At 75.1% G+C, this 22,034-nt stretch carries 20 protein-coding genes; 9 read left to right on the top strand and 11 right to left on the bottom strand.

Annotated features, from left to right (window positions below; translation table 11 throughout):
* Positions 1 to 41 precede the first annotated feature (41 nt).
* Together ACI782_RS07300 and ACI782_RS07295 are read left to right on the top strand one after the other, a co-directional pair.
* A complete protein-coding gene (locus tag ACI782_RS07300) occupies positions 42 to 1,541 on the top strand; it encodes a class I adenylate-forming enzyme family protein (RefSeq protein WP_456907602.1) in 1,500 nt (499 codons plus the stop codon).
* A 75-nt stretch (positions 1,542 to 1,616) separates the two neighbouring features.
* Complete coding sequence (locus tag ACI782_RS07295) at positions 1,617 to 1,886, top strand: DUF4242 domain-containing protein (RefSeq protein ID WP_456907600.1); 270 nt, start codon at positions 1,617 to 1,619, stop codon at positions 1,884 to 1,886.
* On the opposite strand, the gene ACI782_RS07290 is transcribed toward ACI782_RS07295, so the two are convergent.
* Positions 1,818 to 4,742 (bottom strand): helix-turn-helix transcriptional regulator, encoded by a 2,925-nt coding sequence (locus tag ACI782_RS07290; protein WP_456907598.1) that lies wholly within the window; start codon positions 4,740 to 4,742, stop codon positions 1,818 to 1,820. The two genes, ACI782_RS07295 and ACI782_RS07290, sit on opposite strands and share 69 nt — an antisense overlap.
* A 154-nt stretch (positions 4,743 to 4,896) precedes the next feature.
* Here ACI782_RS07290 and ACI782_RS07285 point away from each other — a divergent pair, with 154 nt between their 5' ends.
* Both ACI782_RS07285 and ACI782_RS07280 read left to right on the top strand, forming a co-directional pair.
* Complete coding sequence (locus ACI782_RS07285) at positions 4,897 to 6,267, top strand: FAD-binding oxidoreductase (RefSeq protein WP_456907596.1); 1,371 nt, start codon at positions 4,897 to 4,899, stop codon at positions 6,265 to 6,267.
* Positions 6,268 to 6,387: 120 nt separating this feature from the next.
* A complete protein-coding gene (locus tag ACI782_RS07280; protein ID WP_456907594.1) occupies positions 6,388 to 6,669 on the top strand; it encodes a DUF427 domain-containing protein in 282 nt (93 codons plus the stop codon).
* 63 nt (positions 6,670 to 6,732) lie between these two features.
* On the opposite strand, the gene ACI782_RS07275 is transcribed toward ACI782_RS07280, so the two are convergent.
* From ACI782_RS07275 to ACI782_RS07255, 5 genes are all read right to left on the bottom strand, one after another.
* Positions 6,733 to 6,966, bottom strand: coding sequence for a hypothetical protein (locus ACI782_RS07275; RefSeq protein ID WP_456907592.1), 234 nt, complete (start codon positions 6,964 to 6,966; stop codon positions 6,733 to 6,735).
* Positions 6,967 to 7,089: 123 nt separating this feature from the next.
* Positions 7,090 to 7,512 (bottom strand): hypothetical protein, encoded by a 423-nt coding sequence (locus ACI782_RS07270; protein WP_456907590.1) that lies wholly within the window; start codon positions 7,510 to 7,512, stop codon positions 7,090 to 7,092.
* Between the two features lie 119 nt (positions 7,513 to 7,631).
* Positions 7,632 to 8,645 (bottom strand): ferritin-like domain-containing protein, encoded by a 1,014-nt coding sequence (locus ACI782_RS07265; RefSeq protein WP_456907588.1) that lies wholly within the window; start codon positions 8,643 to 8,645, stop codon positions 7,632 to 7,634.
* 144 nt (positions 8,646 to 8,789) lie between these two features.
* On the bottom strand, positions 8,790 to 8,969 hold the full coding sequence (locus tag ACI782_RS07260; protein ID WP_456907586.1) for a hypothetical protein: 180 nt from the start codon (positions 8,967 to 8,969) through the stop codon (positions 8,790 to 8,792).
* Between the two features lie 143 nt (positions 8,970 to 9,112).
* The gene (locus ACI782_RS07255) at positions 9,113 to 10,627 is read right to left on the bottom strand and encodes a PucR family transcriptional regulator (protein WP_456907585.1); all 1,515 of its coding nucleotides are present in this window, start codon (positions 10,625 to 10,627) and stop codon (positions 9,113 to 9,115) included.
* 144 nt (positions 10,628 to 10,771) lie between these two features.
* On the opposite strand from ACI782_RS07255, the gene ACI782_RS07250 reads away from it, so the two are divergent.
* The 5 genes from ACI782_RS07250 (at position 10,772) to ACI782_RS07230 (ending at position 16,219) form a co-directional block, all read left to right on the top strand.
* Entirely contained in the window at positions 10,772 to 11,659 is an 888-nt protein-coding gene (locus ACI782_RS07250) for an FAD binding domain-containing protein (protein ID WP_456907583.1), read from the top strand.
* Positions 11,660 to 11,730: 71 nt separating this feature from the next.
* The gene (locus ACI782_RS07245; protein WP_456907581.1) at positions 11,731 to 12,246 is read left to right on the top strand and encodes a (2Fe-2S)-binding protein; all 516 of its coding nucleotides are present in this window, start codon (positions 11,731 to 11,733) and stop codon (positions 12,244 to 12,246) included.
* Position 12,247: 1 nt separating this feature from the next.
* Positions 12,248 to 14,569: a xanthine dehydrogenase family protein molybdopterin-binding subunit gene (locus ACI782_RS07240; protein WP_456907579.1), complete on the top strand. Its 2,322-nt coding sequence runs from the start codon at positions 12,248 to 12,250 to the stop codon at positions 14,567 to 14,569.
* A complete protein-coding gene (locus tag ACI782_RS07235; protein ID WP_456907577.1) occupies positions 14,566 to 15,966 on the top strand; it encodes an amidohydrolase family protein in 1,401 nt (466 codons plus the stop codon). Before ACI782_RS07240 ends, ACI782_RS07235 begins: the two co-directional genes overlap by 4 nt.
* A gap of 76 nt (positions 15,967 to 16,042) precedes the next feature.
* Positions 16,043 to 16,219: a hypothetical protein gene (locus ACI782_RS07230; RefSeq protein WP_456907575.1), complete on the top strand. Its 177-nt coding sequence runs from the start codon at positions 16,043 to 16,045 to the stop codon at positions 16,217 to 16,219.
* Here ACI782_RS07230 and ACI782_RS07225 read toward each other — a convergent pair.
* From ACI782_RS07225 to ACI782_RS07205, 5 genes are read right to left on the bottom strand one after another with little or no spacing between them, the layout of a single operon-like run.
* Positions 16,216 to 16,677 (bottom strand): NUDIX domain-containing protein, encoded by a 462-nt coding sequence (locus ACI782_RS07225; protein ID WP_456907573.1) that lies wholly within the window; start codon positions 16,675 to 16,677, stop codon positions 16,216 to 16,218. The genes ACI782_RS07230 and ACI782_RS07225 overlap by 4 nt on opposite strands.
* Before the next feature lie 58 nt (positions 16,678 to 16,735).
* Complete coding sequence (locus ACI782_RS07220) at positions 16,736 to 17,359, bottom strand: isochorismatase family protein (RefSeq protein WP_456907571.1); 624 nt, start codon at positions 17,357 to 17,359, stop codon at positions 16,736 to 16,738.
* Positions 17,356 to 19,233 (bottom strand): hydantoinase B/oxoprolinase family protein, encoded by a 1,878-nt coding sequence (locus ACI782_RS07215; protein ID WP_456907569.1) that lies wholly within the window; start codon positions 19,231 to 19,233, stop codon positions 17,356 to 17,358. The genes ACI782_RS07220 and ACI782_RS07215 overlap by 4 nt, the downstream gene beginning before the upstream one ends.
* Positions 19,234 to 19,238: 5 nt before the next feature.
* Positions 19,239 to 21,302 carry a hydantoinase/oxoprolinase family protein gene (locus ACI782_RS07210; protein WP_456907567.1) on the bottom strand — a complete coding sequence of 688 codons (2,064 nt, stop codon included), beginning with the start codon at positions 21,300 to 21,302 and terminating at the stop codon, positions 19,239 to 19,241.
* Positions 21,299 to 21,946: a GntR family transcriptional regulator gene (locus ACI782_RS07205; RefSeq protein WP_456907785.1), complete on the bottom strand. Its 648-nt coding sequence runs from the start codon at positions 21,944 to 21,946 to the stop codon at positions 21,299 to 21,301. Before ACI782_RS07205 ends, ACI782_RS07210 begins: the two co-directional genes overlap by 4 nt.
* Positions 21,947 to 22,034: the final 88 nt, after the last annotated feature.

The following is a 22,034-nucleotide window of genomic DNA, read 5'->3' as shown; positions in this document are numbered from 1 at the left end:
CACTGCCGCCCTTCGGACGACCGTCGTCAGCGGAGGCCGCGGTGACCCAGCCCTTCGACACCGGCGAGATCGAGACCGGGCCCGACGGGGTCCGCCACTACACCGGCCTGCTCCCCTCCCTGCCTGCCCTGTTGCGCGCCGCGGTCGACCGGCGGCCGGACGGCGTCGCGGTCGCCGAGCTCGGCGGGCCGCGGCTGACCTACCGGCAGCTGGAGGAGCGGGCGCTGCGGGTCGCCGGCGGGCTGCGGGCGGCCGGCGTGCGGCCCGGCGACCGGGTGGCCAACCGGCTGCCCAACGGCGTCGACTGGGTGCTGCTCTTCTGGGGGACGCTGCTGGCCGGCGCGGTCACCGTCCCGGTGAACACCCGCTTCGCCGAGCCGGAGGTCCGCTACGTCGTCGAGGACTCCGGTGCCACGGTCGTCGTCGAGCCCGGGTCCGCGCTGCCCGACGGGGACCCGCCGGAGGTGCCGGAGCCGGGGCACGGGGACCTGGCCGCGATCTTCTACACCAGCGGCACCACCGGCTTCCCGAAGGGGGCGATGACCAGCCACGAGAACTTCCTGTCCAACGTCGAGACCTGCCTGCGGGTCATGTCGCTGGACCGGGCCGAGCCGTTCACGACGCTGGTCTCGGTGCCGCTGTTCCACGTCACCGGCTGCAACTCGCAGCTGCTGCCCGCCACCGCCGTCGCCGGGACGACGGTGGTGATGCCGGCGTTCGAGGTGGGCGCCTTCCTCCGGGCGATCGAGGACGAGCGCATCACGCTGCTGATCACGGTCCCGGCGATCTACTGGCTTGCGCTGCAGCAGCCGTCCTTCGCCGACGTCGACACCTCCGCGGTGCGGGCGGTGACCTACGGCGGGGCCCCGATCGCGCCCGACCTGGTGCACCGCCTTCAACGGGCCTTCCCCACCGCGCGGGTCGGCAACGGCTTCGGGCTGACCGAGACGTCGTCGGTGGCGACGTTCCTCCCGCACGAGTACGCCGCCGAGCACGCCGACTCGGTCGGGTTCCCGGCGCCGGTCGTGGAGCTCGACCTGGCCGACGTCGACCCGCGGACCGGCGTCGGCGAGCTGCTCGTCCGCGGCCCCAACGTCGTCGCCGGCTACTGGCGCAAGCCCGAGCAGACCGCCGAGACGTTCCGGGACGGCTGGCTGCGCACCGGCGACCTCGCCCGCATCGACGAGCGCGGCCTGACCTACGTCGTCGACCGGAAGAAGGACGTGATCAACCGCGGCGGCGAGAACGTGTACTGCGTGGAGGTGGAGAACGCCCTGGCCGCGCACCCCGACGTCGGCGAGGTCGCCGTGCTCGGTGTGCCGGACCCGATGATGGGCGAGAAGGTCGGTGCGGTCGTCGTCCCCCGGCCGGGCCGGGAGGTCGCCGTCGCCGACCTGCTGTCCTTCGCCGGCGAGCGGCTGGCCGACTTCAAGGTGCCCCAGTACCTGGTGCTGCGCGCCGACCCGCTGCCCCGCAACCCGGGCGGCAAGGTGCTCAAGCCGCCGCTGCGCGAGCAGGCGGAGTGGCAGCCCGTCCAGTGACCTCGGACCTGTCAGGCCGGCGACCACCGGCGGTACGGTCACCCTGCCGACCGACCCCTCCGGGGAGGACCCGCGATGCCCGTCTTCATGATCGAGCGCCGCTACTCCGACGTGCTCGAGGTGACCCCTGACATCGCCGAGGGTGTCAACAAGATCAACGACGACGAGGGGGTGCGCTGGCTGTACTCCTTCCTCTCGGTCGACAAGCGCAAGACCTACTGCCTGTACGAGGCGCCCTCGGCCGACGCGATCCGCCGGGCCGCGGTGCGCGCCGGGCTACCGGCCGACGTGGTCGTCGAGGTCTCGGCGACCGTGCAGCCCGACGGGTCGCTGCTGCCGGTCTGACCCGTCCAGCAGGCCGTGCGCGGCGGCGTACATCGCCGCCTGCGTGCGGTTCCCGGCGCCGGTCTTGGCCAGGATGCTGCGCACGTGGTTGGCGACGGTGTTCTCGCTGATCACCAGCCGCTCGGAGATCTCCCGGTTGAGCAGCCCCTCCCCCAGCAGGCGCAGCACCTCGGCCTCCCGCGCGGTCAGCCCCGCCGGGCGGGACGGCTTCGCCGCGGGGGACGGCACGGCGGTCGGGCGCAGCGCCCGCAGCACCCGCCGCAGGCCCAGGTCGCGGGCCAGCTGCCCCGCCTCGTCGGCCAGCGCGGTGGCCCGCCGTGCGGAGCCGCCGGTCCGCCGGAGGTGGTCGGCGAGGGCCGCGAGGCTCTGCGCCCGGTGCACCGTGGCACCCATCCGGGTGTCCATGTCCAGGGCCGCCTCGAGCAGCGGCACGGCCGAGTCGCGCCCCAGTGCCGAGTCGACCGCCCCGAGGTAGCGGTCGGCGCTGCCGAACACGGCGACGAACTGGCCGGCCCGCAGGTTGGTCCCGGCGTACTCGGCCACCCGCGGCCGCAGCTCCCGCAGGACGTCGGTCTCGCCGAGGTGCAGCGCCGCCTCGACGGTGAAGGCCAGGACGCAGGGCCACTGGGCGTCCTCGTACCGCTCCAGCCCGCCGTCGAGCAGCCAGTGCAGCACCCGGTGCGCGGCCCGGTCCAGGCCCAGCTCGGTGTAGAGGGCCAGCAGCCCCGGCGCCCAGTGCCCGTCCGGCGGCTCCTCCCCGGTGACCAGCGCGCGGACCGCCTCCAGCGCCCCGGTCTCCCGCCGGACCATGAAGGTCTGCACGGCCGAGGAGCCCTCGGTGTCGTCGGTGCCGAAGGACGCGCCCCGCTCCAGCAGCTCCGTGCACGTGCGGTCCGCGCCGGCGAAGTCCCCGGCGCAGAACTGGCGGCCGTAGCGGATGCAGCCGGCGATGTACTCGTAGTACGGCTCCCCCATGGCCCGCGCCATGCGGGACACGTCCCAGTACGCCGAGGCGAGGGCCTCGGGGTCGCCCTGCTGGTAGGCGAGCGCGGCCCGCCAGTAGCCCGCCGGCCCCAGCGGGGCGGGGTCCCCGGTGCGGGCGGCGAGGCGGGTGAGCTCGGTGGCCCGGGCGAGCTTGCCGGGGACGTCGGAGGGACGCAGCCCGTTCCAGAGGCTGGCCTCCAGCGCGTCGGCGAGCAGGGCGTCGTCCCCCAGGGCGCGGGCGAGCTCCAGCGCGCGCCGGCCCAGCTCGCCGGACTGCGCGTCGGCCCCGGTGAAGGCCAGCGCCCGCCCCAGGCGGGCCAGCCCGCGCACGTACAGGGGGTCGGTGGCGTCGTGCACCACGCCGCGCAGCGCCTCGGTGAGCAGCTCCACCGCCCGGTGACCGAGCAGCCCGGGCCGCCACGACGCCCCCTCGAAGCCGATCGCCGCCTCCAGCCGCTCGCGCGGACCCGCCGCGCCCGCGACCTGCTCGAAGAGCCCCCGGGCCCGGGCGAAGTCGCCGCCGAGCAGGTGCGCGCCGGCCGCCGACAGGAGCAGCCGGTACCGCTGCGCCGGGTCCTCGGCCAGCGCCGCGGCCTGCTCGTACCACCGCGCGGCGTCCTCGTGGGCCAGGCTGCGGGAGGCCGCCTGCGCGGCCTCGGTCAGGTAGTGGACCGCCCGGTCGGCGGCACCGAGCGCCGCCCCCTGGGCGTAGTGGTGGGCCAGCCGCTGGGTGCGCCGGTCGGAGACGGCACCCGTGGCCTCCAGCGCGGCGGCGACGCGCAGGTGCTCGCGGGCGCGGCGGGTGGCCGGCATGAGGTCGAGAACGGCCTGCCGGGCCAGGCTGTGCGGGAACCGGAATGCCGGGCCGGCCGGCTCGAGCAGGCCGTAGGCGACGGCGGTGTCCAGCGCCGCGAGCGTGGTGTCCTCTCCCCACGCGGTGACGGCCAGCAGCGTGGCGAGGTCGCACTCCTCCCCCATCACCGCGGCCAGTTCGAGGGTCTGCCGCTCGGGCGCGCTGAGCCGCTCCAGCCGGCCGGACAGCATGTCCTGCACCGACAGCGGCGCCGCCGCGCCCGGGCCCGGCACCGTCCCGGCCGCCTCCCGCAGCAGCTCCCGGAGCAGGAACGGGTTGCCGCCGGTGCGGTCGCGCAGGAGCGCCGCGGCGACCCGGGCCCGGTGCTCGGGCACCCGCGCCTCGTGCGCCAGGTACTCGGCGATGTCCTCGGTGGACAGCCCGGCCAGGTCCAGCCGCCGGACGCCGTCCAGCCGGTACAGGCCGGCGATGGCGGCGGTGAGCGCGGCCGACCGCTCCGGCGCCGTCGTCCGGTGCGTGGCGAGGACCAGCAGCGGCGACTCCGCCGTGCGCTCGACGAGGTGGCCGAGCAGCTGCAGGCCGGCCGCACCGCTCCAGTGGAGGTCCTCCAGCGCCAGGACGACCGGCCCGGTGCGGGTCAGCGCCCCGACCGCGCCGACGGCGGCGTCGTACAGCTCGCGGCGGGTGTCCGGCTCGGCGCTGTCGTCGGCCCGCCCCACGAGCCGGGCCAGCGCGTCGCGCGGCCCGCCCGGTCCGGTCGCGGCGAGCAGCGCGTCCAGCGGCTCGACGAACGGCTGGTAGGGCGGCCCCAGCTCGGCGGCGCAGGTGCCGAGCAGCACCGTGGCGCCCCGGTCGTGCAGCAGCGTGCAGAACTCGGCGAGCAACCGCGACTTGCCGGCGCCGGGCTCACCGCCGAGGAAGGCCACCTGACGGGCGCCGCCGAGCACCGCCGTCCAGAGCTCCTCGAGGCAGGACAGCTCGCCGCGTCGGCCGACGAACAGCGGGCGCGCGGCCCTCGTCCAGCGCGCCGGCAGGGGTGGCGGCGTCCACCCGGACACGCTCCCGGACGCTAGCCGCCCCCTCCGGGGCTGTCGATGGCCAGAAGTGGCCATGCCCGCCCCGGCGCCGATTCGCGCACTTCTGGTCATGTGCCGACCCCGGTCCGCTCCCTAGCGTCGAGGGCCATCCGAAGCGCGGCACCGAGGAGGGGCCATGACGACGCAGGTACCCGGGACGCTGGCCGACCGCGTGCGAGGCCAGGTCATCCGGCCGGGGGACGCCGACTACGAGGAGGCGCGGCACGTCTACAACGCCATGATCGACGCCCGCCCGGACCTGGTCGTGCGCTGCACGGGCACCGACGACGTCGCCGCGACGGTGCGGTACGCGGCAGAGAGCGGCCGGCCGCTCGCCGTCCGGGGTGGCGGGCACAGCGTGCCGGGGTTCGGCACCGCCGACGGCGCCGTGGTGGCCGACCTGTCGCTGATGCAGGCGGTCGACGTCGACCCCGAGGCGCGGACGGCGACGGCCGGCGGCGGCACCACGTGGGGCCGGTTCAACGACGCGACCGCCGCCTCCGGGCTGGCCACCACCGGCGGCATCATCTCCACCACCGGGATCGGCGGGCTGACCCTCGGCGGCGGGATCGGCTACCTGTGTCGCGGCTACGGCCTCTCCTGCGACAACCTGCTCTCCGCCGAGGTGGTCACGGCCGACGGCACGGTGCTCACCGCGGACGGGGACGAGAACGCCGACCTGTTCTGGGCGCTGCGCGGCGGCGGGGGCAACTTCGGCGCCGTCACCCGGTTCACCTACCGGCTGCACCCGGTGGAGACGATCTACGGCGGGCCGATGTTCTTCGAGCTCGCCGACGCTCCGGCGCTGTTCGCGTTCTTCCGCGAGTTCGTCCAGGACGCCCCCCGCGAGTACGGCGGCTTCCCGGCGTTCCAGATCGCCCCGCCGCTGCCGTTCGTGCCGGAGGACCGGGTCGGCGACACGTTCCTCGCGGTGGTGTCCTGCTGGTCCGGCTCGCAGGCCGAGGGCGAGCGCGTGGTCGACCGGTTCCGGCAGGTCGCCCGGCCGGTCGCCGAGCACGTCGGCCCTATGCCCTACCCCGCGCTCAACAGCGCCTTCGACGCGCTGGAGCCCCCGGGCCTGCAGCACTACTGGAAGGCGGCCTACGTCAAGGAGCTCACCGACGAGGCGATCGCCGCGCACGTGGAGCACGGCGCCCAGGCCCCGACGGTGCACTCGACCATGCACCTGTACCCGATCGACGGCGCCGTCCACGACGTCGGCCCTGACGCGACCGCCTTCGGGCACCGGGACGCGACCTTCGCGGCGGTGATCGTGGGCGCGTGGCCCGACCCGGCCGACAACGAGGCGAACACCCGCTGGGTCCGCGACTACTACTCGGCGATCGCGCCGTTCTCCGAGGCCGGGGGCTACACGAACTTCGCCTCCGCCGACGACCAGTCGAAGGTGGCGGACAACTACGGGGCCAACTACGAGCGGCTGCGCGAGGTCAAGCGGCGCTACGACCCCGGCAACCTGTTCGCCCTCAACCAGAACATCCGGCCTTAGCACCCCCAGGGCGGCTGAGCCCAGGCCGCCCGGGGGCCGGGGTGGACGACGGGTCCGCCGTCCGCCCCGACCCCGCGACCACGGGGAATGCGCTTCCGGCGCCCCGCTGTTGCCGGGTCCATGGCCACCGCACGCTGGAACGGGACCGTCATCGCCGAGTCCGACGACATCGTCACCGTGGAGGGCAACGCGTACTTCCCCCGGGACGCCGTCCGGGACGACGTCCTGCGGGTCAGCGAGACCACGACGTTCTGCCCGTGGAAGGGGACGGCGTCGTACTACTCGCTGCACGTGGACGGGCAGACCAACCGCGACGCGGTCTGGTTCTACGCCGAGCCGAAGGACGCGGCGCGGGAGATCACCGGGCGGGTGGCGTTCTGGCGCGGCGTCGAGGTGGCCTGACCGGCCCCGAGCTCCCGGGGCGAGAGGGGCCGCTGACCGGCGGGTCAGCGGCCCCTCGGCGGCTCAGCTGCCCAACCGCTGCTTGAGCAGCGCCTTGCCCTGCTCGGCGCCCTTGCGGCTGTCGGCCTGTGCCTTGCGGAACAGCTCGGCGACCTCCTGGTCGCCGTCCCGCTCGGCGTCCTGGATGTAGGTCTCCAGGCGGAGGGCGTTGCTCAGGCACTGCTCGGTGAACCAGACGAGGTCGTAGTCCTTGTCCTTGGTGCCGGTGGTGCCCCCGGTCTCCTGGGTGCTGGTCATGACGCTCCTCCTCGGCGTTGGTGCGACGTCCCTGCACGCCGGAGCCCCGTCGGTCCCCCGCGCGGCCCCGACGTCCCCAGTCCACCGCATCGGCGGCCGGGGCACCAGGGCCGCCGACCGCCCTCAGCCCGGTTGGGTGCCGGCCAGCTGCCGGGCGGCCGCCGCGGCGTCCGGGGCGAGGGTCCGGGTCCGCTCCTGCCGCTCGATGAGCTCCTGGAAGAGCGACCAGGCCTCGGCGGGGGTCACGTCGAGCGCGGCGGCGACCTGCTCCCACGTCGCGCCGCCGCGCAGGGCGGCCCGGAAGCCGATCAGCTGGCTGTCGTGCGCCTTGCGCGCGACGACCTCGCCGAGAGCCAGCAGCTCCAGGGACTCGGGCACGTCCAGCGTGGTGGTGGTGTCCTTGAACGTGCTCCAGTCGTGGGTGTCGACCTCGGCGGCGGTGTTGAGCGTGGTCTCCCCGCTGTCCCGCCGGCTCAGGAAGTCCAGGCGGGTCACCGCTGTGGTGAGGGAGAACTCCTGCTCGAGGTCACCCGGTGTGATGCGCATGAGGGATCCCATCCCCGGGGCGGCTTCCGGGTCAAACCCGGTGTCGCGCAGATCTCGACCCCGTGAACGGCGCGAGGGCCCGCACCCCGGGTGGGGTGCGGGCCCTCGGCTCGGGTCGCTCAGCTCTCGCTGTCGACGCCCACGGCCTCCTTGGCCAGGGCGGCCAGCCGGGTCTGCGTCGCGTTGATGACGCTGGTCCGCTTCTGGTGGGTCTCCTCGTAGCGGATCACCACGTTCACGTCGTGCGCCGTCGTCAGCTCCTCGACGGCCTCGATCGCCTCCTCGGGGGACAGCGAGTCGTAGCCCTCGATCGGCAGCTCGCCGGCCGAGACGTCGCCGAGCTCCTCCCGGGCGGCCTTGGCGGCGTCCGCGATCTCGGTGTCCCCCTCCCGGCGGGCGACCCGCTCCGCCCGGCGCAGCGCGGCGCTGCGGCCGACGGTGAGGGTCTCGCGGACGGCGTCGGTGAGGGAGCTGGCCTTGCCGGCGACCTGGCCGAACTTCTCGCCGGCGTCGTTGCGGCGCTGGCGCGCGGTGTCGACGGTCTCGTTCACCCGGTTGGCGACGAAGCGGACCGGGGCGTTGGCCACGCGGACCGCGCCGCCGGCGACGCGCTGGAACGGGGTCGGCTGCAGCGCGGCCGGGCCGCCCATGGCCTCCTCGGCGAGCACGACGGTCAGCCACTCGACGGTGGCCTCGTGCGCGGTGACCAGCCGCTCGGCCAGCTGCTGCACCTCCGTCAGCTGCGCCTTCTCGGCCAGCACCTTGAGGTAGGTGGCGCGGTCGAGCAGCTGGTGCTCGAGCTGGAGGTCCTGCAGCAGTGCCTCCTCGATCGGCTCGCCCTGCTCGAGGGCGGCCTTGACGAGGGCACCGAGGCGACCGACGGCGGGGGTGACGACGTCGGGGACGCCACCGAGGGCGCGCAGCTGCTCGGTGATGGCCTGCGTCCGCTCGGCGGCGTGGTCGGCGTTCTGCTCGAGCTCCCGACGGACGGCGTCCGTGCGGGCCTGGGTCACACGGGTGCGCGCGACCTGCTCCTCGGTCCGGGTCAGCAGCACGAGGGCGCGGAGCTGGTTGATGATCCGAACCGTGTCGGCTGGAAGTCGGGTGTCGGCCGGGAGTCGGGTGTCGGTCATGGCGGGGTCTCCAGACATCGGGGATGACCTGACGTCGGAGGGGGTGCCCCGTCCTCTCCGCCCGCCAACTCCTGCAAGCGGATCGCTTGCTGTGAGCCCCGTCACGTTCCTCGGGGACGGCGGCAGCCGCCCCCGAGGAGTGCGTCACCGGGCCGGGACGGCGGGCTTGGAGGGGCGCTCGAGGCGCAGCACCGGCTGGGTCAGCGCGTCGGCCAGCGGCGAGCGCGGGCGGGGCGCCGGGCGGGGGGACGGCGGCACGGCCGTGCCGCAGCCGACGCAGAACCGGCCGCGCTGGTCGACAGCCCCACAGGAAGCACAGGTCATGGGGTCCTCCTCGGTCTCGGGGGTCCGGGCGACGGTCGGGGGAACGCCGCCGGACGAGGACCCTGCCAGGCCGGGCGGCCGCGGCACCCCCGCGCGGGAGCGGTGTGACGACACGTCACCGGACCGTCATGCAGGAGGGCAGGTCACGCTCCGCCGCGGCCGCGGCGCGCACCCGCGTCCGGCAGGTCGGTCAGCGCCAGTGCCAGCACCAGCGCCGCGTGCCGCTGCGGCGCGTGGACGTCCCCGATGAGCTCCTCGATCCGCTGCAGCCGCAGGTAGAGCGTCTGCCGGCGCAGCCGCAGGGCCTCGGCCGTCCGCACCTTCGACGAGCAGTGCGCCAGGTAGGTCCGCAGCGTGTGCACCAGCGCGCTGCCGTGGGCGGCGTCGTGGGCGACCAGCCGGCCGATCTCCTCGGCGACGAGCTGCTCGGCCAGCGGGTCGCGGCGGACCCCGTCGAGCAGCAGCGGCGTGGTCATCTGGCCGGCCGCCAGCACCCGCTCCCCGGCGCCGGCCAGCCGCAGCGCGCTGCGCGCCCGGGTCAGCGAGCGGTCGACGTCCTCCAGCCGCTCGACGACCGTGCCGGCGACCACCCGCGCCCCGGTCACGCCGAGCCCGTCGACCGCGGCGAGCACGCTCCGCGCCGCGGTCAGCGCCGCCGACGTGCGGACGACGGCGACGACGTCCTCCCCGAGGTCAGCGACCAGGGCGGCCCCCGGCGCGAGCGCGCCCGCGCACGCCCGCAGGACCGCGTCGAGGTCGGCCCGGCCGAGGTCGGTCACCAGCAGGGCGGTGTACCGGCCGTCGGCGGTGAACGGCAGCCCGAGCACCCGCGCCCGGGTGACCAGCTCGCCCGGCGTCCGCCAACGGCGCTCGGCCAGGTCGGTCAGCAGCTGGCGGCGCCGGTCGGCCAGGTCGCCGCCGGCCGCCGACCGCAGCAGCGCCAGCCCGAGCGCCTCCGCCCCGTAGGACACCACCGCGGACACGGCCGGGTCCTCGGCCCGCCCCGGTGGCAGGACGGCGACCTGCCCCCAGTGCCGGTCCAGCAGGACGACGTCCCGGCGGGCGACCGGGCGGCCGCGGCGGCGGGTGGCGGGCGGCAGGCCCGCGCACGCGACCAGCGACCCGTCGGCGGTCGTGACCACGACGGGAGCGTGCGCCTGCTCGGCCATGACCGCCGCCAGCTCCTGCGGGCCGGCCCCGCCGAGCAGGGCGTCGGTGAGCACCTGGCGGACGTCGCGCTCCCGGCGGGAACCCGCCGCGGCCCGCTCCAGCAGCATCGTCAGGATCTGCTCGGTCATCTCGACGAACGGGACGACCTCCCGCAGCACCACCAGCGGCAGCGCGTGCTCCCGGCACGCGGCCACGAGCGCGGCCGGCGCCTCCGGGTACGTCCAGCCCAGCTCGAGGGCCAGCGCGGCGGCGCCGCTCTCGGCCAGCGCGGCGACGTACGCCGACTCCCCCACCGCACCCCGGCCGCCGATGCCCAGGCCGGTGGTGAGCAGCAGCTCCCCGCCCTTGAGCAGGTAGGCCGCCTCGGCCAGCTCGCTGGTGTGCACCCAGCGCACCGGCCGGTCGAGCAGGTCCGCGCCGACGACGACCTCCGGCGCGGCCCGCTGCACGGCGTCGAGCCGGAGCACCTCGCCGAGCGTCGTGGCCACGCGAGCAGTGCACCAACGACCGGACAGAACGTCCAGTGCCGGGCGCACAAGTCGCAACACGACGTCCGTGGAGCGGCCCGTCCCGTGCCGCCACGATCGTCCACGCGGCGCGGCGTCCCGCGGCGCCGCCGGAGGGAGACATCCGTGAAGCCCGCCCCGTTCGCCTACCTCGCCCCGACCACGATCGAGGAGACCCTCGACGCGCTGCGCGAGCACGGCGACGACGCCAAGGTCCTGGCCGGCGGCCAGAGCCTGGTGCCGATGCTCAACTTCCGGCTCGCCCGGCCGGCGGTGCTCGTCGACGTCAACACCGTCGCCGGGCTCGACGAGGTGACCGTGGCCGAGGACGCGCTCACCCTCGGCGCCACCGTGCGGCAGCGCGCCCTCGAGACCCGGCTGCCCGACCGGCTGCCGCCGTCGTCGGCGTGGTCGCTGCTGCCCCGGGCGGTGGCCCACGTCGGGCACAAGTCCATCCGGGCGCGGGGCACGCTGGGCGGCAGCCTCGCGCACGCCGACCCCGCGGCGGAGCTCCCTGCTGCCGTCACCGCGCTGGGGGCCACCCTCTGCCTGCGCAGCGCCGCGGGCACCCGCGAGGTCGGCCCGGACGAGTTCTTCGAGGGCTTCTTCACCACCTGCCTGACGCCCGAGGAACTGCTCGTGGCGGTCCGCGTGCCCGCCTGGCCGGCCGGCACGGGCACCTCCTTCCTGGAGGTCAGCCGGCGTCGCGGCGACTTCGCCCAGGTCGCGGTCGCCGCCGTGGTCACCGTGGACGGCGGCCGGGTCAGCCGGGCCGGGGTGGCGCTCGCCGGCGTGGCCGGGGGCACGGTGGACGCGCACCCGCTCGTCGCGGCGCTGGTCGGCCAGGAACCGGCGCCGGACACGCTCGCCGCACTGGCCGCCGACTACGCGGCCACGCTCGACCCGCCGCCGGACGTGCACGGCCCGGCCGCGTACCGCCGGGCACTGGCCGCCCACCTGCTGGAGCGCGCCCTCGCCGAGGCGACCGGCCCGTCCACCGCCGCGGCGGCGTGACCGTGCCGGCCACCGCAGCAGCCGACCCGACCGGCGCCCCGGCACCGACCGACCGAGGAGGAGAGCAGACGATGCAGGTCGAGGACCGCGCGACAGCGGGCACCGGCACGCCCGTCACGGAGGGGTCGATCCGGGTCACGGTGAACGGGACCCTCCACGAGCGGACCGTGCCGGTGCGGCGCTCGCTGGCCGACTTCCTCCGGGAGGACCTCGGCCTGACCGGCACTCACGTCGGGTGCGAGCACGGCGTCTGCGGCGCCTGCACCGTCCTGATGGACGGCGAACCGATCCGCGCCTGCCTGGTGTTCGCCGTCCAGGCCGACGGCGCGGCGGTCACCACCGTCGAGGGCCTGGCCGAGGGCGACGAGCTGCACCCGATCCAGCAGGCGTTCTGGGACCACCACGGCCTGCAGTGCGGCTTCTGCACCCCCGGCATCCTGCTGACCACCTACGACCTCCTGCGGGAGGCCCGCGGGGTCGACGAGGCCGCGATCCGCGAGGCGCTGTCGGGCAACCTCTGCCGGTGCACCGGCTACCAGGGGATCGTCCGCTCGGTCCGCGCCGCCGACGAGACCTGGGAGCGATGACGTGGGCGTGCAGACGATCGGCGCGAACGTCAAGCGCCTCGAGGACCCCCGGCTGCTGCGCGGGGAGGCGGCCTTCGTCGACGACCTCCGGGTGCCGGGCGTGCAGCACATGGCGGTCCTGCGCAGCCCGCACGCCCACGCCCGGTTGCTGTCGGTGGACGTGAGCGCCGCGCGCCGGCTGGCCGGGGTCGTGGACGCCTTCTCCGCCGCCGACCTGGGCGCCGAGCCCCCGGCCATCCCGGCGCTGTTCGCGCTGGAGACCTTCCACCCGGCGCCGCAGCACCCGCTCGCCACCGACACCGTCCGCTTCGTCGGCGAGCCGGTCGCGGTCGTGGTCGCCGAGGACCGGCACGTCGCCGAGGACGCGCTGGAGCTCATCGAGGTCGAGTACGAGCCGCTGGAGGCGGTCGTCGACGCCGTGGCGGCCATCTCGCCGGGGGCGCCGGTGCTGCACGCCAACGCGCCGGACAACGTGGCCGCCCGCTCGGTCTACGAGTACGGCGACGTCGAGGCCGCCTTCGCCGCCGCCGACCGGGTGGTCAGCGAGCGGCTGGACGTGCAGCGCTACACCGGCGTCCCGCTGGAGACCCGCGGCGTCGTCGCCTCGCGGGACGCCGTCACCGGTGAGCTCACCGTCTGGGACTCAACCCAGTGGCCGCACACGGTGCGCACCATCCTCGCCGGGATGCTCGGCGTGCCGGCGCGCACCGTCCGGGTCGCCGTCCCCGACATCGGCGGGGGTTTCGGCGTCAAGGCCGACTTCAACGCCGAGGACTTCCTCGTGCCCTTCGCCGCCGTCCGCACCGGCCGGCCGGTCAAGTGGATCGAGGACCGCAACGAGCACTTCCTGTCCATCGCGCACTCCCGCGAGCAGGTGCACGAGGTGGAGATGGCGCTGCGCTCCGACGGCACGATCCTCGGGCTGCGCGCGCGGCACATCACCGACTGCGGCGCCTACCAGCGACCGCTCGGCGTCATCAACGCCTCGCTGGCCGCGACCAGCCTGGGCGGGGTCTACCGGGTGCCCGCCTACCGGGTGGAGGCGGTGTGCGCCTCCACGAACAAGGCCCCGGCCTCCCCGTACCGCGGGGCCGGCGCGCCCGAGTCGACGTTCGCGCGGGAGCGGCTGCTGGACATCGTCGCCCGCGAGCTGCGCATCGACCGCGCCGAGCTCCGGCGCAAGAACCTGCTCACCCCCGAGGAACTGCCGTACGACAGCGGGCTGGTCTCCCTGGAGGCGGCGGTCGTCCTGGACAGCGGGGACTTCCCGGCCGGGCTGGAGCAGGCCCTGGAGATGGTCGACTACGCCGGGTTCGCGGCCCGCCAGCACGCGGCGCGCGCGCAGGGGCGGCTCATCGGGCTGGGCATCTGCGTCTACCACCAGGTCACCGGGACCGGCCCGTTCGAGGGCGGCAGCGTGCGGGTCGACCCCACCGGCGAGGTCACGATCGTCTCCGGCGCCGCGCCGATGGGTCAGGGCACCGCCACGATGCTGGCCCAGATCGCCGCCGAGGAGCTGCAGGTGCGGCACGACTCGATCAAGGGCGTGTTCGGCGACACCGGCCGGCTGCCCTTCGGCATGGGTTCCTACGCCAGCCGCAACGCGGTCATGGCCGGCACGTCCGTGGTGCTGGCCGCGCGCAAGGTCCGGGAGAAGGCCGAGGAGCTCGCCGCGCACCTGCTCGAGGCCGACCCGGCCGACCTGGTGCTGGAGGACGGCGCGTTCGCCGTCCGCGGCGTGCCGACCGCGTCGGTGTCCTGGGCGCAGGTCGCGGCCGCGGCGAGCCCCGGGGGCAGCCGGCCGGCGGGCATGGAGCCGGACCTGGAGGCGGTCCAGTACTTCGAGAACATGGCCGCGCCCTACTCGTACGGCATCCACGTCGCCGAGGTGGAGGTCGACCCCGCCACCGGCTACACCACCGTCGACCGCTACGTGGTGGTCAACGACGCCGGCCGGATCGTCAACCCGTGCAACGCCGAGGGCCAGATCGTCGGCGGGGTGGCCCAGGGCCTGGGCGGGGCGTTGATGGAGGAGCTGGTCTACGGCCCCGACGGTCAGCCGCAGTCGACGTCGTTCATGGACTACCTGCTGCCCGGGTCGCTGGACGTGCCCGACGTCGAGATCGGCCACCTGGAGTCGCCGTCCCCGCTCAACCCGCTGGGCGTCAAGGGCATGGGCGAGGGCGGCGCGATCGGCGGGCACTCCGCGGTGGCCAACGCCGTGGCCGACGCCATCGAGCACCTCGGCGTCCGGGTCACCCGCACCCCGCTCAAGCCGGCCGCGGTCTGGGAGCTGCTGCGGTCGGCGGGAGAGCAGGCGTGACGCCGGGAACCGTCCTCGCGGGGGCGACGGTCGTGACGATGGACGCCGAGCGCCGGGTCCTCCCCGACGGCGCGGTCGCCTTCGCCGACGGCCGGATCCGCGCCGTCGGCCCGTCGTCCGAGGTGCTCGCGGCCTCCCCCGGCGCGGAGGTGGTCGACTGCGCGGGGCGGGTGGTGCTGCCCGGCTTCGTCAACACCCACACCCACCTGTTCCAGACCCTGCTCAAGGGGCTGGGCGACGACCGCGTGCTCTCCGACTGGTTCCTGACGATGACCGGCCCCTCGGCCGTCGAGCTGACCCCGGAGGACTGCTACGCGGCGGCGCTGCACGGCTGCGCGGAGGCGCTGACCACCGGCACGACCACCCTGCTCGACTTCATGTACGTGCACCCGCTCCCCGGGCTCGGGGACGCGGTCGCCTCGGCGATGGACGACGTCGGCATCCGCGGCGTGATGGCCCGCGGGTACATGACCGCCGGGACCGACGTCGGCGCGCCGCCGCAGCTCGTGCAGCCGCTGGACGCCGCGCTGGCCGACGCCGAGCGGCTGATCGGCGCCCGCAACCGGCCCGGGTCCCGGGTGACCGTCGGGCTGGCCCCGTGCATGAGCTGGACGGTGGACGAGCCGACGCTGCGGGAGACCCGCGCGCTGGCCGACGCCACGGGGGCGCTGGTCACCATGCACCTGGCCGAGTCGCCGTTCGACGTCGAGGAGTCCGTCCGCCGGTTCGGCCTGCGCGACGTGCCGTTCGCCGCGCACACCGGGCTGCTCGGACCGGACCTGCTGGCGGCGCACTGCGTGCAGGTCGACGGTGCCGACCTCGACCTGCTCCGGGGGACCGACACGAAGGTGTCGCACAACCCGTGCTCGAACCTCTACCTGGGCTCGGGGTTCGCCCCGGTGCCGGCGATGCACCGGCGCGGCATCACCGTCGGCCTGGCGTCGGACGGCCCGGCCTCGTCGTCGAACCACTCGATGCTGCAGGCGATGAAGTTCGCCGCGCTGCTGCACAAGGGGGTGCACCGCAACCCGGAGGTCATGACCGCCGAGAAGGCGCTGGAGATGGTCACCATCGACGGCGCCCGTGCCCTGGGGATGGCCGACACCATCGGCTCCCTGGAGGTCGGCAAGCGGGCCGACGCCGTCGTCCTGGACCTGACCAACCTCTGCGCCTCGCCGGTGCACGCGGCGGTCTCCGCGCTGGTCTACAGCCAGCGGGGCGACGAGGTCGAGCGGGTCTACGTCGACGGCCGGCTGGTGGTGTCCGGCGGGGCGCTCACGACGGTGGACGAGGCGGCCGTGCGGGCCCGGTCGGCGGCGGCGGCCACCGCGCTGGCCGCGCGCGCGGGCACCGGCCGGTTCGCCGCCCGCGGGTGGCGCTCGCTGGTCGGCGCCTGAGGACTCCCAGCCGGTCCACAGCCGGGACACAGCCGCGCGGGGAAGACTCCCCTCCCCCGACCCGGAGGTGGAGACCGTGCGCATCTCCCTGTTCAGCCTCGTCTACCTGGCGATCGGCCTCGTCGTGGCCCTCACCCAGGGCTACAACAGCGTCGCCGGGATCTCGGAGATCCTGTCGCTGGTGGTGGCGGTCGTGCTGTGGCCGCTGGTCCTGCTCGGCGTCGACCTGCACCTGCCGCCGATCGCGACCTAGCCGAGGCGCTCGGTCAGCCGGTCGAGGAAGGGCACCTGACCCTTCACCAGCTTGGCGCGCGCGGCGTCGAGGGCGAACCACGCGGCGCGGTCGACCTCGGGGAACTCCTGCACCCGCCCCGACCGCGGCGGCCACTCCAGCGGGAAGGTGTTGCTGCGGCAGGTGGCGGCGTCCAGGTCGCCCTCGGCGGCCCAGACGGTGAGCACCTTGCCGCCGGCGCGCAGCTCCCCGAGCGGCAGGAAGTCCTCGGCGGGCACCGGCGAGCCGAGCTCCTCCTCGAACTCGCGGCGGGCCACGGCGAACGGGTCCTCGCCGTCGCCGTACTCGCCCTTGGGGATCGACCAGGCGCCGTCGTCCTTCCGGGCCCAGAACGGGCCGCCCATGTGCCCGATCAGCACCTCGACGGCGCCGTCCGCTCCCCGCCGGTAGAGCAGCACGCCCGCGCTGGTCCTCGCCACCGCCACCTCCCGAGCGGCCATTGTGGCCACAAAGGCCGGAGGAGGCGGCGGCACCCGCTCAGAGGTGGGCGAGGGCCTCGGGCAGGTCGACCACGTCGGCGTACTTCGCGTCGAGGTCGGCGAGGTTGTTGTCGTGCAGTGCCGGTGTCCGGTCGGCGCAGGCCTGGCGCACCACCTGGGGGCGGAAGCCGCTGTTGAGCGCGTCCATGGCCGTGGCCCGCACGCAGCCCGACGTCGAGACGCCGGCGACCACCACCGTGTCCACCCCCGCGGTGCGCAGCGTCGCCGCCAGCGTGGTGCCGGAGAACGCCGACGCGTACTGCTTGACCACGACCGGCTCCCCCGCCCCGGGCTCGATCGCGAGGTCGCCCCAGCCGCCCGGGGCGCCCTCGGCGAAGCAGGCCAGCGCCGGCACCTTGTGCACGAACCACCCGGCGTCGCCCAGGCCCGGGGCGTAGCGGACGACGGTCCACACGACCGGGTGCCCGTGCGCCCGGGCGGCGTCCACCAGTTGCTGCGTGGCCGCCACCGCGGGCTCGGGCTCGGGCAGCCCGAACGGCCCGTCCCGGTCGGTGTAGGCGCGCACCAGGTCGACGACCACGACCGCGGGCGCGCTGCCCCATCCGACGCGGCCGGAGAACGCCGACCCGTGCGGCCCCGGCGCCGGCTCGGGGACACTCATCCCGCGGCCCACACCGGACGCCTCGGCACGGGCAGCCCGGTCTCCTCCTCGCACCGGGCGAGCAGCTCCTCGACCGGCGGGCCCATGTCGAAGACCGGCAGGTCGGCCGGGCGGTCGGCGCGCACCTGGTCGCGCAGCGTCTCGGTCGCCTCGGCGTCCACCTCGCCGCCGTCGCAGACCACCACCCCGTAGCGCCGGGCGCCGGCCTGGGTCACCAGCCCGCGGCGGACCTCCGTGGCCACCAGCTCCGGGTCCCGCTCCAGCGGGTCGCCCCAGCCGCCCCCGCCCCAGGTGACGAAGTGCAGGACGTCGCCCGGCGACACCGGCACCCCGTGGCACTTGCTCGGCAGCATCTCCCGGGTGCCGTCGGCGCGGTCGATCCACTTGCGGCCGCGGGCGCCGGGGGAGCCGCCGTTCACACCCCACGGGTAGGTCAGCCAGCGGTCGTCGTGGATGGCGATCTCGCCCGGCTCCTCGAAGACGTAGGCGACGTCGACCCCGTTGCCCCCGCGGTGCAGGCCGGGGCCGCCGGTGTCGGCGACGGTCTCCCACTTCTCGATGCGCAGCGGGTAGTAGGACTCGAGGTACTCGCAGGGGATGTTCACGAAGCTCGGCCACAGCGAGTGCCCGTCGGGGCCGTCCCCGAGCGGGCGGCCGGGGATGCCGCCGAAGCCGATCGAGTACAGCTGGAACCACTCGCCCTTCCGCTCCCCGCCGGAGTAGTGCCCGGAGTACATGAAGTGCGGCGAGGAGGAGAAGCCGGCGGCGTTGAGCAGCGCCGGGTTGGTCTGCCCGAGCAGCCCGCCGAACAGGTCGAACACCCGCCCGATGCCGTGGTTGCGGCCGTTGAGCGCGGCCGGGTGCTTGGGCTTCCAGTAGGAGCCGTCCGGGATCGTGACGTCGACCAGCGGGTAGAAGCCGTCGTTCCAGAGGATCTGCGGGTCGGCCACGGTGATCATGTAGATCCCGAAGAACATCCGGGTCAGGTTCTCGTTGATGTAGTAGTTGATCGGGCCGGCCGCCTGCGGCGAGGACCCGGTGAAGTCCAGGTGCACCTTCTCGCCGGTGCGGGTCAGCGACAGCTTGAGCTCGTAGGGGCCGTTGCCGACGCCGTCGTCGCAGATGTAGTCGGTGAAGGAGAGCGTCCGCCCCTCCTCGAACACCGTCTGCAGCAGCACCTTCATCGCGTCGTAGTTGCGCTGCAGCAGCGCGTCGAGCGCCGAGAGGTAGGTCGCCGTCCCGAACCGCTCGCACATCTCCACCACCCGCCGGGCGGCGGTGCGGCAGGCGGCGACCAGGCCGTTGAGGTCGGCCCGGTTCCAGTCGGGCATGCGGACCTGGTTGAGGATGATCCGTAGCGCGTCCTCGTTCAGCTGCCCCCTCCGGTACAGCTTGAACGGCGGGATGACCACGCCCTCCTCGTAGATCGTGCGCGCGTCGGTGGGCATGGACGACGGCGTCTTGCCGCCCACGTCGGACATGTGCCCGAACATCGACGCCCAGCCCACGACCCGGCCCTCGTGGAACACCGGCATGACCAGCAGCCAGTCGTTGGCGTGGCTGATCGCCGCCCCGCAGGCGTACGGGTCGCTGGTCAGCAGGACGTCGCCCTCCTCGACGGTGTCGTCGAAGCCCTCGAGGAAGTCGGGGATGGACAGGCCGAACTGGCCGACGACCATCTTCCCGCTGGGGTCGCCGATGAGCGGGAACTCGTCGTGCTGCTCGCGGATGCCCGGCGACAGCGCGGTGCGGAACAGCACCTCGTCCATCTCGTAGCGGGCGTTGCGCAGCCCGTTCTCGATCAGGTCGAGGGTCACCGGGTCGACGTCCACCGGCCGAGGCGTCCCGGTCGCGGTCTCGACGATGCGTGCCATGGCGCTCAGCCCTCCTGCACGGGGTTGATGAGCAGCGAGCCCGAGGGGTGCACGGTGGCCGCGTGCCCGGGCAGGACGAGGGTGGTGGAGTCCATCTCGGTGACGATCGCCGGGCCGGGGACGACGTCACCGGCCCGCAGCCGCTCGCGGTCGTAGACGCCGGCGGTCACCCGCTCGCCCCCGACGTGCACGGGGTGCTCGTCGACGCGCGCCGCGGACGGGTCGCCGTCCCCCTGCTCGAGGTGCACCGGGGCGACGTCGGGCCGCGGGCCGGTGACGGTGGCGCGGGCGTTGACCAGCTCGTGGTCGACGGAGAGCAGGAAGGAGAACAGCCGGTCGTGCTCGGCGTCGAAGGCCCGGCCGAGCTCGACCAGGGCCTGGCCACCGTCGAGCCATGCGGGGTCGACCTCCACCGGGATCTCGAACCCCTGGCCGTGGTAGCGGACGTCGACCTGGAAGCCCACCGTCTGGTCGGCGCGGGGCAGGCCCTGGGCGGCCAGCCGCTCCCCGGCCTCGTCGGCGAGCTCGCGCAGGATCCCGACCAGCTCGGCGCCGGTCAGCTGGCCGAAGCGGCGCAGCACGGTGCGCGCCGACTCGTCGCGCCGGCTGGTGGTCGCGTCGCCGAGGGCGCAGAGCAGGCCGGGCCCCGGCGGGATGATCACCGGCCACGCGCCGGTCAGCTTCCCGAGGGCGTTGGCGTGCAGCGGGCCGGCCCCGCCGAAGGCGACGAGGGCGAAGTCGCGGGGGTCGAAGCCCTGCTGCACCGAGACCAGCCGCAGGCCGCCGAGCATGTTCTCGTTGACGATGTCGATGATCCCGGCGGCCGCGGCCTCCGGGGAGTCCAGCCCGATCGCCTCGGCCACCTTGCTCACCGCGGCCCGCGAGGCCTCGGCGTCCAGGGTGATCTCCCCGCCGGCCAGGGACGAGGGCAGGTAGCCGAGGACGACGTTCGCGTCGGTGACCGTCGGCTCGACCCCGCCCTTGCCGTACGCGGCCGGGCCGGGGTCCGCGCCGGCCGACTGCGGGCCGACCCGCAGCGCCCGGGTCAGCTCCGGGACGTGCGCGATCGAGCCGCCGCCCGCCCCGACGGTCCGGACGTCGACGCTGGACGCCCGCACCGACAGGTCGCCGACCTTGGTCTCCCGGCCGATCATCGGGGTGAGGTCGCGGACCAGGGCGACGTCGGTGGAGGTGCCGCCCATGTCGAAGGTGATCAGGTCGCGGAAGCCGCACTGCTCGGCCACGAAGACCGCGCCGGTGACGCCGCCGGCCGGCCCGGACAGCAGCATGGTCACCGGCGCCTCGACCGCGGCCCGCGCCGACTGCAGCCCGCCGTCGCTGCGCAGGATGGACAGCTCGCCGGCCACCCCGCCCGAGGCCAGTCCCTCGGACAGGTGCTGCACGTACCGGGCGACCTGCGGCTGGACGTAGCCGTTCGCGACGGTGGTCAGCGTCCGCTCGTACTCGCGCAGCTCGGGGAGGACGTCGGAGGACAGCGACACCGGGACGCCGGGCAGCACCTCCGCGGCGAGCTCGGCGATCCGCCGCTCGTGCGACGGGTCGGCGAAGGAGTTGACCAGGCTGACCGCGAGCGCCTGGATCCCCTGCCCGGCGAGCGCGCCGAGCCGCGCGCGGACGTCGTCCTCGTCCAGCGGCCGGACCACCGACCCGTCGCTGGCGATCCGCTCGTCGACCTCGACGGTGTTCTCCAGGTCGGCCAGCGGCTCGGGCTTGGGCCAGATGATCCAGCCGGCCAGGCCGCCGGGGACGAAGGAACGGGCGATCTGCAGCACCTGCCGGAAGCCCTTCGTCGTGACCAGCCCGACGGTGGCGCCCTTGCCCTCGAGGATGGCGTTGGTCGCCACCGTGGTGCCGTGCAGCACCTGCGCGACCTCGCTCATCGCGATGCCGGCGTCGGCGCACACCTTCTCGATGCCGTGCAGCACCCCCACGGCCTGGTCGGCCGGGGTCGAGGCGGTCTTGGCCCGCCAGGTCGCGCCGCTGTCCTCGTCGACGAGCAGGACGTCGGTGAACGTGCCGCCGACGTCCACTCCGAGCCGGTAGCTCATGCGGTCTCCTCTGTTCGGGTCGCCTGCAGTCGGGCCGCCCGGACCATGACCGCCCGGGCGTTGGCGATGTGCGAGGTCATGACGGCGCGGGCCCACTCCGGGTCGCCCGCGCGGAGGGCGGCGACGATCTCGCTGTGGTGGGCCAGGCTGCGGCGCAGCGACGCCTCGTCGTAGGTGAGGAAGTTGCGCCGCACGATCGGCGGGTGGATCGCCGCGGCGAGGGCGGCAGCCAGCGTGGGGTGCCCGGCGAGCGCGACCAGCCGGTCGTGGAAGGCGCGGTTGAGCGGGACGAGCGCGTCGAGGTCCTGGGACGGCCCGGGGCTGCCGACCTCGTGCATGCGGGTGGCCAGCGCGTCGAGCTCGTCGACGTCGGCGGGCGTGGCGTGGGGGACGGCGTAGGCGGTCAGCTGCGGCTCGAGGGTCGAGCGGAGGTCGAACACGCCCTCGAGCTCGTCGACGGTCCAGGTGGCCACCCGGGCGCCGCGGTTGGGGACCAGCTCGACCAGGCCCTCGGCGGCCAGCCGGGAGAGCGCCTCGCGCACCGGGGTGCGGCTCACGCCCAGGCGGTCGGCGAGCTCCACCTCGCCCAGGCGCGCGCCGGGGCGCAGGACACCGCCCATGATCATGTCGCGCAGGGAGCTCAGCGCCCGTTCGGCCGAGGTCAGGGAACGTGTCAGCCGTCACACCTCCTCGGAGATTGTGTGCAAACCTAGAGGGGGTTCCGGGCAGGGG

This window comes from Geodermatophilus sp. SYSU D00703, assembly GCF_054050155.1.
This window is presented reverse-complemented; position numbering and strand designations above follow the sequence as displayed.